Origin of the sequence: Ruegeria sp. (assembly GCF_040830605.1) — a bacterium.
In the GTDB taxonomy this organism is placed as follows: Bacteria; Pseudomonadota; Alphaproteobacteria; order Rhodobacterales; family Rhodobacteraceae; genus Ruegeria.
Map to the genome: position 1 here is coordinate 615,968 of NZ_JBFOMD010000001.1, position 12,712 is coordinate 628,679.

The window sequence follows — 12,712 nt, forward strand, 5'->3', positions numbered from 1 at the left end:
CAGATCAACCTGCCGTTTTTAGCATCTGGGGGTGTGTGAGTTTTAACGGGGGCGCAGGCGAAAGGGACAGTCGGCTTGGCGCGCAGGTTCAGAGGTGAAAGCCACCACAAGGTGGATGCGAAGGGCAGGGTGTCGATCCCGGCCTCGTTTCGCCGTGTGCTTGAGGCGGGCGATCCCAACTGGCAATCCGGCGACAACCCCGAACTTGTGATCGTCTATGGCGATCACCGCCGCAAATACCTGGAATGCTACACGATGGCGGCGATCGACGAGGTCGATGCCAAGATCGACGCACTGCCGCGCGGTTCGATGCAGCGCAAGATGCTGCAGCGCATGTTCCACGGTCAGTCCTTTCCCACCAATGTGGACGAAACCGGCCGTCTGGTGCTGCCTGCCAAGCTGCGCAAGAAAATCGACCTGGACAACGAGGCCTTCTTCATCGCCGCCGGTGATACGTTCCAGATCTGGAAACCCGAGACCTACGAGAGTGTAGAGCTTGCCGCCGCCGAAGAGTGGCTGGACGAGTTGCCGGACGATTTCGATCCGATGCAGTATCTCGACGGACCCGGGGATGGGTGACGGCATGGCCGCCGCTGCCTCCCTTTCTTCCGACGATCCGCATATTCCGGTCCTGTTGCGGCCTTTGCTTGACGCGGTGGCTCCCGTTTCGGGCATTTGGCTGGACGGCACTTTCGGCGCGGGCGGCTATACCCGTGGCCTGCTGGCTGCCGGTGCCGCGCGTGTGATCGGCGTCGACCGCGATCCGCTGGCCTTTGAGATGGCGGCGGATTGGGCCGGAGACTATGGCGATCGGCTGGTGATGCAGTCGGGCGTGTTCTCACGCATGGATGACTATGCGCAGGATCTCGACGGTGTGGTGCTCGATCTGGGCGTGTCCTCGATGCAGCTCGATCAGGCGGAACGCGGGTTTTCCTTCATGAAGGACGGCCCCCTCGACATGCGCATGAGCCAGGAGGGTGAAAGCGCCGCCGATCTGGTCAACACCGCGGCCGAGGTGCAGCTGGCCGATATTCTGTTCCATTATGGCGAGGAACGTGCCAGCCGCCGCATCGCCAAGGCCATCGTCAAGGCCCGGGCCGAAGCGCCGATCACCACTACTCTACACCTGGCCGAGATCATCGAATCCTGCCTGCCACGAGCCAAGCCGGGGCAGTCGCATCCCGCGACCCGCTCGTTTCAGGCGCTGCGGATCGCGGTGAATGCTGAATATGACGAGCTGTTTGAGGGGCTTATGGCCGCCGAACGCGCGCTGAAGCCGGGTGGGCAACTGGCGGTGGTGACGTTCCACTCCATCGAGGACCGGATGGTCAAACGCTTTCTGCAAGCACGCGCAGGCAAGACCGGACGGGCCAGCCGCCATGCGCCGGAACTGCAGCAGGAACAGCCGCAATTCACGCTGAAAACGCGCAAGGCGGTGGGGCCGGACGAATACGAGTTGGCAGAAAACCCGCGGTCGCGCTCGGCCAAGCTGCGGGTGGCGGTCCGCACGGATGCTCCGGCGGGATCGGTCGATCCGCGATCCATCGGAATGCCGCAGCTCAAGGGGGGGATGCGATGAGGGGCGTGATCTATGTCCTGACCGCGCTGGCCGTGTTCGGCCTGGCGCTCTGGGCGTATCAGGAGAATTACCGCACCCAGCAGGTGCTCAAGGAAACGCAGGCGCTGCAACGCCAGATCGGCGCCGCGCAGGTGCGCCTGAGCGTATTGCGCGCCGAATGGGCCTATCTCAATCGCCCCGACCGGCTGCGCGAACTGGCGGACCTGAATTTCGAACGACTCGGCCTGTTGCCGCTGCGCCCCGATCAGTTCGGACGGGTGGACGAGATTACCTATGCTGAAGATCCCGATCTTCCGATCATCGACCCCATCGACGTGCAGGGGATCACCGATGTTCAGGCGTTGACGGAGCTTGAATGGCCATGATCCGAACCCCGCTGCGCCCGCTTGCCCGTGTTCTCGATGCCCGCGCCAAAGGCGAAAACCCCGACGCCATCGAGCGTGAGAACATCCGCAAACGTCACGAGGACATGCAGGACCGTTCCCGCGCCCGGGCCGAAGGGCGGTTGCTGGTGCTTGGCGCCTTCTTCTTCTGCGCTTTTGCCGTTGTCGGGGTGCGCATGGGCATGCTCGCAACCTCCGAGGCGCAGGAGCCTTTGGCCAGCGCACCCGGTGCCACAATCGCCATGCAGCGCGCCGATATCGTGGACCGCGAAGGGCGCATTCTGGCCACCAATCTCGAAACCTACTCGGTTTACGCCCAGCCGCCGCTGATGGTGGACCCGATTGCCGCCGCCGAGGGTCTGGTCAAGGTATTCCCCGATCTCGACAAGGACCGGCTGGTCAAGGATTTCACTGGCAAGCGCAAGTTTCTCTGGATTAAGAAGCGTATCTCGCCCGAACAGAAACAGGCAGTGCATGACATCGGTGATCCCGGCATCCTGTTCGGCCCGCGCGAAATGCGGCTGTATCCCAACGGTCAGCTTGCCGCCCATGTTCTGGGTGGTGCCGGGTTTGGCCGCGAAGGTGTGAGCGCTGCCGAGGTCATCGGCGTCGCCGGCGTCGAGAAACAGTTCGACGGCTATCTGCGCGACCCCTCCAACGGCGCCAAACCGCTGCGCCTGTCGCTGGACCTGACCGTGCAGGCGGCGGTCGAGCAGGTGCTGTTCGGCGGCATGAAGATCATGAACGCCAAAGGTGCTTCGGCCGTGCTGATGAATGCCCATACGGGAGAGGTGATCTCGGCGGCCTCGCTGCCCTCGTTCGACCCCAACGACCGGCCCCGTCCGCCGACATCAGGGTTTGACCCGTCTGACAGCCCTCTTTTTAATCGTTATGTTCAAGGGGTTTACGAGCTGGGCTCGGTCTTCAAGATCTTCACTGCCGCGCAGGCCGTGAACCTCGGGCTGGTGAATTCCGGGACCATTATCGACACCTCCGGCCCGATGCGCATCGGACGCTTTCCCATCGGAGAGTTTCAAGGCAAGAACTATGGCAAGCTGAGTGTTGCCGACGTGATCGTCAAAAGCTCGAACCGGGGGACCGGACGGTTGGCGCTGCAGATCGGCGCCAAACGGCAGCAGGATTTTCTGGGCAGGCTCGGCATGTTCGAACCGACCCCGTTCGAGATCGTCGAGGCGGCGGGCGGGCAGCCGCTGAAGCCCAAGAAATGGGGTGAGCTGAGCACTGTGACCATCTCCTACGGCCATGGCCTGTCGACCAGCCCGATGCATCTGGCGGCGGGCTATGCGGCGATTGCCAATGGCGGGCGTTATGTCAGCCCCACGATCCTGAAACAGAAGGGGCCGCAATACGGGCCTCGGGTCATGTCCGAGAATGCCGCCAGCCAGGCCCAGCAGATGCTGCGCAAGGTGGTCACCAGCGGCACCGCCAGCTTTGGTGAGGTGCCGGGCTATGAGGTGGCTGGCAAGACCGGCACCGCCGACAAACCCAAGCCGCGCGGCGGGTATTACGAGGATAAGGTGATCGCCACCTTCGCCTCTCTGTTCCCCGCCAGCGATCCGCAATACGTGTTGATCGTCACGCTGGATGAGCCTTCGATCGTCGCTTACGGTGAAAAGCGTCGCACCGCGGGCTGGACCGCCGTGCCGGTCGCGGCGGAACTGATCGGACGGGTGGCGCCGCTGCTTGGCTTGCGCCCCCGCCTTGAGCATGATGAGGGCGCTGCTATAACGCTGACCTCGAACTAGGCAGCGCAAAAGCAGGAGCGTCATGGGCACACGGTCACAGAAACTCAGCCAACTGGCCCTGACGGCACGCGGTGGACGCGATCCCGAGATCACCGGGCTGGCGGTGGACAGCCGCGAGGTCAAGGACGGGTTCCTGTTCGCGGCCCTCCCCGGCACCCGCGTCCATGGCGGACAGTTCATCCAATACGCGCTGCGCATGGGCGCCGCCGCCGTGCTGACCGACGCCAAAGGGGCCGAGATCGCCAGCGCCGAGCTGGCCGCGTCCGAGGCTGCGCTGGTCGTGGTCGAGGATCCGCGTCAGGCGCTTGCCTTCACGGCAGCGCTTTGGTTCGGCGCGCAGCCCGAGGTCGTGGTCGCCGTGACCGGCACCAATGGCAAAACCTCGGTCGCCACATTCGTGCGTCAGATCTGGGCCGAACTGGGTCACTCCGCCGCCAACCTTGGCACCACGGGGGTCGAGGGCGCATGGACCGCGCCGCTGGCCCACACCACGCCCGAACCGATTACTCTGCATCGCTGCCTGGCCGAGGCCACCGCAAACGGCGTGACCCATGCGGCGATGGAGGCGTCCTCGCACGGGCTGGAACAGCGACGGCTGGATGGCGTGAACCTGGCCGCCGCGGGGTTCTCCAACTTCACCCAGGACCATCTGGACTATCACGATACGTTCGAGGCCTATTTCGCCGCCAAGGCGGGCCTGTTCCGCCGGGTGCTGCCGCCCGACGGCAAGGCGGTGATCAATCTGGACGACCCCAAGGGCGCAGAAATGCGCGCCGTGGCCACCGCGCGTGGGCAAGAGGTGCTGACGGTCGGGCAGGGCATCGGCGATCTGTGCCTGCTGAACCAGCGTTTCGATGCCACCGGGCAGGACCTGCGATTCTCGTGGCGGGGCAGCGTGCATCAAACCCGCCTGAACCTGATTGGCGGGTTTCAGGCCGAGAACGTGCTGCTCGCCTGCGGGCTGGCCATCGCCAGCGGCGACGAGCCCGAACAGGTGTTCGAGACCCTGCCACATCTGACCACCGTGCGCGGGCGGATGCAGTTGGCCGCGACGCGCGGCAACGGGGCTGCGGTCTTTGTCGATTACGCGCATACTCCGGATGCGGTTTCGACCGCGCTCAAGGCGCTGCGCCCGCACGTGATGGGCCGCCTCATCGCCATTGTCGGCGCGGGCGGCGACCGGGACGCGGGCAAACGCCCGCTGATGGGGCAGGCAGCGGCGCAGAATGCGGATATCGTCTTTGTCACCGACGACAACCCGCGCAGCGAGGAACCGGGCGTGATCCGTGCCGCGGTGATGGAGGGCGCCCCCGAGGCCACCGAAGTGGGCGACCGGGCCGAGGCCATCCTGCGCGGTATCGACGCGCTGCAGCCGGGCGACGCGCTGCTGATCGCGGGCAAAGGGCATGAAACCGGGCAGATCGTGGGCGATCAGGTGTTGCCCTTCGACGACGCCGAACAAGCCAGCATCGCGGTCGCCGCGCTGGACGGGAGATACGCATGATACTCTGGACCGCAGCAGACGCCGCCGAGGCCACAGGTGGCCGCGCTACGACCGATTGGACCGCCAGCGGCGTTTCGATCGACACCCGGACCATCCGGCCCGGCGACCTGTTCGTCGCGCTTAAGGACACGCGCGATGGGCATGATTTCGTCGCACAAGCGCTGGAAAAGGGCGCTAGCGCCGCGCTGGTTTCGCGCATTCCCGAAGGCGTGGCCGAGGATGCGCCGCTCCTGATCGTAGACGATGTGCAGGCCGCGCTGGAGGCGTTGGGTCGCGCCGGACGAGCGCGCTGCAATGCGCGGGTGGCGGCGGTGACCGGCAGCGTCGGCAAGACCTCGACCAAGGAAATGCTGGTCACCATGCTGGGCGATCAGGGTCAGACCCATGCCAGCGTCGCCAGCTACAACAACCATTGGGGCGTACCGCTGACGCTGGCGCGGATGCCCGCCGATACCGAGTTTGCCATCATCGAGATCGGCATGAACCATCCTGGTGAGATCGCGCCGCTGGCCAGACAGGCGCGCCCGCATGTGGCGCTCATCACCACCGTGGCGGCCGCGCATCTTGAGGCCTTCGAGTCGGTGGATGCCATCGCCCGCGAAAAGGCGGCGATCTTCGAAGGTCTGCCGCAGGGCGGGGTGGCCATCGTCAATTCTGACATCGAACAGGTCGACATCCTGCGTGATCAGGCCCGTCAGCGGGGTGCGCGCGTGCTGACCTTTGGACGAACCGCCCGCGACTTCAAGCTGATCGAGGTCGACACCGAGGGCGAACTGACCCGGGTCAAGACCAATGTCTATGGCTCGGTCCTTGGGTTCCGCATCCGGTCGGCGGGCACGCATTTCGCCATGAACGGGCTGGGTGCTTTGGCTTCGTGCGCCGCACTCGGGGCCGATTTGATCCAGTCCCTCGTCAGTCTTCGCGAATGGACCCCCTACAAGGGGCGCGGAGTGCGCGAACGGGTCGATCTGGTCACCGGCGGGTATCTGACCCTTCTCGATGACAGCTACAATGCCAACCCCACCTCGACCGGTGCGGCGCTGGACGTGCTGGCGGGCACCGAAGGCCGGCGCCGGGTGGCGTTTCTGGGCGACATGAAAGAGTTGGGCCAACAGGCCGAAGCGCTGCACGCGGGCCTTGCCGAGCTCGACGCGATGGAGCAGGTCGACCAGGTGCATTGCATCGGCCCGCTGATGCGCGCGCTACACGCCGCGCTGCCCGAGGATAAGCGCGGGCTCTGGACCGAGACCAGTGCCGAGATGGCCACACATCTGCCCGATCTGCTCTGGGCGGGCGACATTGTGCTGGCCAAAGGGTCGCTCAGCATGGATTTAGCGCGGATTGTTGACGGAATACGCAAAATGAGCGATGGCCCCGCGGATGCCTCCCCGTCTGAATGACGACTCACGAGTAAGGATCGTATTGAAATGCTCTATTGGTTGACCGCCTTGTCGGATGGAGGGGATTTTTGGAACCTCTTCCGCTACATCACCTTCCGCGCAGGCGGCGCCTTTCTGACCGCGCTTGTGTTCGGGTTCCTGTTCGGGCGCCCGCTGATTGACGTATTGCGCAAGAAGCAGGGCAAGGGCCAGCCGATCCGGGATGACGGCCCCGAGGGGCATTTCGTGAAGGCGGGCACACCGACCATGGGCGGGCTGCTGGTCGTAGGCGCGCTGCTCACCTCGACACTGCTCTGGGCGCGGTGGGAGAACCCCTATGTCTGGCTGGTCCTCTTCGTGACGCTGGCCTATGCGGCGATCGGATTTGCCGACGATTACGCGAAGGTGTCGAAGCAGAACACCAAGGGCGTGCCGGGCAGGTTGCGGCTGGCGCTAGGCATCATGATCGCGGTTGCGGCGGCGACCTGGGCCTCGCTGAACCATCCCGAGGCGCTGCAGTATCAACTGGCGCTGCCGGTTTTCAAGGATACGCTGATCAATCTAGGGGTGTTCTACATTCCGTTCTCGATCTGCGTCATTGTGGGCGCGGCCAATGCGGTGAACCTGACCGACGGTCTGGACGGGTTGGCGATCATGCCGGCGATGATTGCAGCCTCGACGCTTGGGGTGATCGCCTATGCGGTCGGACGGGTCGACTTCACCGAGTATCTCGACGTGCATTACGTTCCGGGGACCGGTGAACTGCTGATTTTCACGGCTGCATTGTTTGGCGCCGGGCTGGGCTTTCTCTGGTATAACGCGCCGCCGGCGGCTGTGTTCATGGGCGATACGGGATCGCTGGCCTTGGGGGGCGCGTTGGGGGCCATTGCGGTTGCGACGAAACACGAACTGGTGCTGGCCATCGTGGGCGGGCTGTTCGTGGTCGAGGCGCTGAGCGTGATCGTTCAGGTGCTCTATTTCAAACGCACCGGCAAGCGGGTGTTCCTGATGGCGCCGATCCATCATCACTATGAGAAAAAAGGCTGGGCCGAGCCCACCATCGTGATCCGCTTCTGGATCATCTCACTGATCCTGGCGATGATCGGGCTGGCGACACTTAAAGTGCGCTGAGCCGCGTTCTGGCCGTCTTGTACGGGCCTCCGGGAGTGGAATGACCGTTTTGTACAAGACCGGCGGCACCCTTTGGCTCCGCCCTGACGGCCCCAGATGCACTGCCGCGTCGCAGCGTGACACAAATTGAGCCGCCATGGTATTCTCGTCTCATTACCGACGAGGATATAGTTTTGTTCAAATTCAACTGGTGGCGCGACAAGGATAATCGCGACGGCGCCACCGCGATCATCGATGTATTGAAAGTGGTCGTGCCAGCTGTGCTGGTCGTCACGGTGGTCGTTGCCGGGTGGTTGGGGATCACCAGCAAGGATGACGACGATAACGGCCCGTCGTCCATCGAGTGCAACAGCACATTCACCCAGAGCGACAATGGCACGGTCGTGCAAAACTGCGGCGGTGACGTACAGGTGGACGGGCAGGCAGGCGACGACACCATTACCTGCAACAGCCAGTTCCGGCAGGACGGCGACGGCAATCTGATCCAGAACTGCGGCGACGGCACGGTGATCATTGGCCTGACGCAGGAGAAGTTCTTTGCCGAACTGGAACGGCGCGAGGATGAGATCCGGGCCGATCTTGAGCGCGCCTCGAGTGCCGAAAAGACGGTGCTGAACCAGGAGTTGGAGATCATCCGCCTGAAAATGGCAAATGTCGAAGAGGCCTATGCGCAAACGGTTGAAGAGCTGCGTCAGTTGCGCCTGCGTTTGACGGAATTCGAAGATGCGGTGCCGCGCACCCAGCTTGAGGCGGCCCAGCAGGCGCTGTTCGAAGGCAACCGGAAACTGGCCGATGACTTGCTGGCCGAGGTGCAGGAACAGAGCACCGATGCGGTGGTTCTGGCGGCGGACGCGGCCTTTCTGCGGGGCGAGATTGCGGAACAGGAAATCCGATGGGCGGACGCAGCCAAGCATTACGCGGATGCGGCCCGGTTGAACCCGACATTCGTTACGCTGCTGAATGCACACGCCTTGACGTGGAAAGCCGGGCAATATCGCAAGGCACTCCGGTATAGTGAAGATCTGCTGGAATTGGCCCGTAGTCTTGGGGATCCATACCAACTGGCAAAGGCTTTGAATGAACATGCGATTTCCCTCGACTCACTAGGGTATTACGCAAGGGCTGAGCCTCTCTATCGCGAGGCGCTGGAGATTGGTCGTACGACGATAGGTGTCGAGCATCCCGACTATGCCGTCCGTCTCAACAACCTCGCCGGGTTGCTGCAAGCGGCGGGCCGCTATGATGAGGCCGAGCCGCTATATCGCGAGGCGTTGGAGATCAGTCGCAAGACGGTAGGTGTCGAACATCCCGCTTATGCCATTCGTCTCAACAACCTCGCCGGGTTGCTGCAGGCGACAGGCCGCTATGATGAGGCCGAGCCGCTCTATCGTGAGGCGCTGGAGATCGGCCGAAACACGGTAGGTGTCGAACATCCCGCTTATGCCACCCGTCTCAGCAACCTCGCCGGGTTGCTGCGGGCGACGGGTCGCCGTGATGAAGCCGAGGCGCACTATCGCGAGGCGCTGGAGATTGACCGCAAAACGATAGGTGTCCAGCATCCCGACTATGCCATCCGTCTCAACAACCTCGCCATGTTGCTGCATGCGGCGGGCCGCTATGATGAGGCCGAGCCGCTCCACCGGGAGGTGCTGAAGATTGACCGCAAGGCGCTTGGTACCGAGCACCCCGGCTATGCCACTGGTCTCAACAACCTTGCGGCGGCGCTGCGGGCGACGGGCCGTTATGATGAGGCCGAGCCACTCTATCGTCAGGCGCTGGAAATCAGCCGTAAGACGATTGGCGTCTGGCATCCTGATTATGCCGTCCGTCTAAACAACCTCGCCAGGCTGCTACACGCGACGGGCCGCTTTGATGAGGCCGAGCCGCTGTTCCGGGAGGTGCTGAAGATTGACAGCAAAGCGCTTGGTGTCGAGCATCCCGGTTACGCCGTCGACCTCAACAACCTTGCCATGTTGCTGCATGCGACGGGCCGCTATGACGAGGCCGAACCGCTGTTTCGTGAGGCTTTGGAGATTCTTGAACAGGCCCTTGGGGCGGAGCATCCTCATACAAAAGGCGCCCGCGAGAACCTGGACGCCTTCCTCGCCAGCAAGCCCGGCTAGCCTTGCTTGCATTCCGGCCTGCTGTCTGTACAGGGTGGTTCCCGCAGCAGGTGGCGAGGATGGAGTGCGCGGATGATCCCGGTCAAAGGGTTTGCGGGGCAGAAGGTTGCGGTTCTGGGGCTTGGCCGGTCGGGTCTGGCCTCGGCCCGAGCTTTGCGGGCCGGTGGGGCCGAGCCGGTGTGCTGGGATGACAACCGGGAGGCGCGCGAGGCGGCGGAGGGTGAGGGGTTTGCCTGCACCGATCTGCGGTGGCAGGGCGCGTTTGAGGGTATCTCTGCGCTCATCGTCTCGCCGGGTATCCCGCATCTCTACCCCGAACCGAACCCGGTCGTGGCCGCCGCGCAGGAGACCGGGGTGCCGGTGGACAACGATATCGGGCTGTTCTTTCGCAGCTTTGCCGGGGCGGAGTGGAACCGCCTCGACACCCCGCCCCGCGTGGTTGCTGTGACGGGGTCGAACGGCAAATCCACCACCGCTGCGCTGATCGATCACATCCTGACCGAGGCGGGGCGGCCTTCGCAGTTGGCGGGCAATATCGGGCGCGGGGTGCTGGATATCGAGCCCGGTGGCGATGGCTCGGTGGTGGTGCTGGAACTCAGCAGCTATCAGACCGATCTGGCGCGGGCGCTGACGCCGGATGTGGCGGTGTTCACCAATCTCTCGCCGGACCATCTGGACCGGCATGGCGGCATGGGTGGGTATTTCGCGGCCAAGCGGCGCCTGTTTGCCGAAGGCGGGCCGGACCGGGCGGTGATCGGTGTGGACGAGGCCGAGGGCGCGTTTCTGGCCGGGCAGATGTCGGAAGGCCCTGCCGATGACCGGGTGATCCGGGTGTCGGTGGCGCGCAAGCTGACCGGGCCGGGCTGGCAGATCTTTGCCCGCAAGGGGTATCTGTCCGAGTATCGCAAGGGGCGGCAGGCGGCCTCGATCGATCTGCGGCAGATCAAGGGGCTGCCGGGCAGTCACAACCATCAGAACGCCTGTTCGGCCTATGCGGCTTGCCGTGCGCTGGGGCTGGCGCCGAAGGTGATCGAGGCGGCGCTGCATTCCTATCCCGGTCTGCCGCACCGCAGCCAGATCATCGCCGAGGCGGGCGGGGTGACCTATGTGAACGACTCCAAGGCCACCAATGTGGATGCTGCGGTCAAGGCGCTGAGTGCGTTTAAGCGCATTCGCTGGATCTGTGGCGGGTTGGAGAAAGAAGGCGGGCTGTCCGCGCTGAACGGGGCGGCCGGTGAGGTGGTCAAGGCTTATGTGATCGGGCGCGAGGCCGCGGGGTTTGCGATGCAGTTGCAGGCCGAGGCCGAGGTTTGCACCACCATGGCGGCGGCGGTCGAGAAGGCCATGGCCGATGCGCAGGAGGGGGAAACCGTCCTGCTGGCGCCGGCGGCGGCCAGTTTCGATCAGTATGACAATTTCGAGCAGCGCGGTGAGGATTTCGTGGCCGAGGTGCGGCGGCGGCTTTAAAGCGGGTCGCGTTTGATCGGAAATGTGAACCCGAAGGCATCGGTGAGGCAGCGTTTGCGAAGCATAACGCGTTCGCCGGTGCTGAAGGGTGCGATTTGACGCGACCCGCTCTAGCTGGGGGCTCTGCCCCCGCCGCGCGGGGCGCGGCTCCCCCGGAGTATTTGGGAAAAGATGAAGGGGTCAGGGCGCGCGCGCGGCGATGGCGGTTCCGGCGGCGTGGCCCGAGGACCAAGCCCATTGGAAATTGTAGCCGCCGAGCCAGCCGGTGACGTCCACCGCCTCGCCGATGATGTAGAGACCGGGGACGGATTTGGCCTCCATGGTTTTTGAAGAGAGCGCATCGGTGTCGATGCCGCCCAGTGTGACCTCGGCGGTGCGGTAGCCCTCGGTGCCCGATGGGGTGAGGCGCCAGTTGGCGAGGGCGGCGCAGAGCGTTTCGAGCTTTGCGTCCGACTGGTCGGCCAGGTTGCCATCGAGCGGTAGCTCGGATTTTAGTGCCTCGACCAGTCGGGCGGGCAGGTGGCGGGCCAGTTCGGTGCTGAGCGCTTTGCGGCCGGAGTTTTGGCGCTGGGCGCGCAGCGTGTCGAGCAGGGGCAGATCGGGGATCAGGTTCACTGTGATCTCCTCGCCCTCGCGCCAGTAGGAGGAGAGTTGCAGCACCGATGGGCCGGAAAGGCCGCGATGGGTGAAGAGCAGCGCTTCGTCGAAGGAAGTGCGTGCGTTCGAGAGCCGGGCGGGCAGGGACACGCCGGAGAGCGGTTTGAAGCGGCCATCGCTGAAGGTGAAAGGGACCAGCGCGGGGCGGGTTTCGGTGATCGGCAGGGCGAACTGGCGGGCGATGTCGTAGGCGAGGCCAGTGGCGCCCATCTTGGGGATCGATTTGCCGCCGGTGGCCAGGACGAGGGCGCGGCAGGTGAGCAATTGGCGCTGGCCTTCGCGTTCGACCTCCAGAGCGAAGCCGCCTTCGGTCTTGCGCAGGTCTTTCAGCGCGGTGTGCAGCCACAGCTGGGCACCTGTGCGCTCCATCTCGGCCACCAGCATCGCCACGACCTGTTTCGAGGAGCCGTCGCAGAACAGTTGCCCCAGTGTTTTTTCGTGCCAGGCGATGTCGTGGCGGTTCACCAGGTCGATGAAATCCCACTGCGTGTAGCGCGCCAGTGCCGATTTGCAGAAATGCGGGTTCTGCGACAGGAAATTGGCGGGCTCGGCATACATGTTGGTGAAATTGCAGCGCCCGCCGCCGGAAATGCGGATCTTTTCCCCGGGGGCACGGGCGTGATCGATCACCAGAGTGCGGCCGCCGCAATGGGCGGCGCACATCATGCCGGCGGCGCCGGCGCCCAGGATGATCGTGTCGAACCTCATGCCCCGCCCTTGGCG

At 64.3% G+C, this 12,712-nt stretch carries 10 protein-coding genes; 9 read left to right on the plus strand and 1 reads right to left on the minus strand.

Annotated elements, in window-relative coordinates; all coding sequences use genetic code 11:
• Positions 1-75: 75 nt before the first annotated feature.
• The 9 genes from mraZ (at position 76) to murD (ending at position 11,332) form a co-directional block, all read left to right on the plus strand.
• Positions 76-579, plus strand: coding sequence for a division/cell wall cluster transcriptional repressor MraZ (gene mraZ, locus AB3N21_RS02955; RefSeq protein WP_367933802.1), 504 nt, complete (start codon positions 76-78; stop codon positions 577-579).
• 4 nt (positions 580-583) lie between these two features.
• Positions 584-1,579, plus strand: a complete 996-nt coding sequence (rsmH, locus tag AB3N21_RS02960; RefSeq protein ID WP_367933929.1) for a 16S rRNA (cytosine(1402)-N(4))-methyltransferase RsmH — start codon at positions 584-586, stop codon at positions 1,577-1,579.
• Positions 1,576-1,944, plus strand: a complete 369-nt coding sequence (locus AB3N21_RS02965; protein ID WP_171173921.1) for a cell division protein FtsL — start codon at positions 1,576-1,578, stop codon at positions 1,942-1,944. Before rsmH ends, AB3N21_RS02965 begins: the two co-directional genes overlap by 4 nt.
• Positions 1,941-3,728 (plus strand): peptidoglycan D,D-transpeptidase FtsI family protein, encoded by a 1,788-nt coding sequence (locus AB3N21_RS02970; RefSeq protein ID WP_367933930.1) that lies wholly within the window; start codon positions 1,941-1,943, stop codon positions 3,726-3,728. Before AB3N21_RS02965 ends, AB3N21_RS02970 begins: the two co-directional genes overlap by 4 nt.
• A 22-nt stretch (positions 3,729-3,750) precedes the next feature.
• Positions 3,751-5,232 (plus strand): UDP-N-acetylmuramoyl-L-alanyl-D-glutamate--2,6-diaminopimelate ligase, encoded by a 1,482-nt coding sequence (locus AB3N21_RS02975; RefSeq protein ID WP_367933803.1) that lies wholly within the window; start codon positions 3,751-3,753, stop codon positions 5,230-5,232.
• Complete coding sequence (gene murF / locus AB3N21_RS02980; protein WP_367933804.1) at positions 5,229-6,632, plus strand: UDP-N-acetylmuramoyl-tripeptide--D-alanyl-D-alanine ligase; 1,404 nt, start codon at positions 5,229-5,231, stop codon at positions 6,630-6,632. The genes AB3N21_RS02975 and murF overlap by 4 nt, the downstream gene beginning before the upstream one ends.
• Positions 6,633-6,659: 27 nt before the next feature.
• Positions 6,660-7,742 (plus strand): phospho-N-acetylmuramoyl-pentapeptide-transferase, encoded by a 1,083-nt coding sequence (gene mraY / locus AB3N21_RS02985; RefSeq protein WP_171173927.1) that lies wholly within the window; start codon positions 6,660-6,662, stop codon positions 7,740-7,742.
• 173 nt (positions 7,743-7,915) lie between these two features.
• Positions 7,916-9,865 carry a tetratricopeptide repeat protein gene (locus AB3N21_RS02990; protein ID WP_367933805.1) on the plus strand — a complete coding sequence of 650 codons (1,950 nt, stop codon included), beginning with the start codon at positions 7,916-7,918 and terminating at the stop codon, positions 9,863-9,865.
• Positions 9,866-9,937: 72 nt separating this feature from the next.
• Positions 9,938-11,332: a UDP-N-acetylmuramoyl-L-alanine--D-glutamate ligase gene (gene murD / locus AB3N21_RS02995; protein WP_367933806.1), complete on the plus strand. Its 1,395-nt coding sequence runs from the start codon at positions 9,938-9,940 to the stop codon at positions 11,330-11,332.
• A 180-nt stretch (positions 11,333-11,512) separates the two neighbouring features.
• On the opposite strand, the gene AB3N21_RS03000 is transcribed toward murD, so the two are convergent.
• Positions 11,513-12,697 carry an NAD(P)/FAD-dependent oxidoreductase gene (locus AB3N21_RS03000; RefSeq protein ID WP_367933807.1) on the minus strand — a complete coding sequence of 395 codons (1,185 nt, stop codon included), beginning with the start codon at positions 12,695-12,697 and terminating at the stop codon, positions 11,513-11,515.
• Positions 12,698-12,712: the final 15 nt, after the last annotated feature.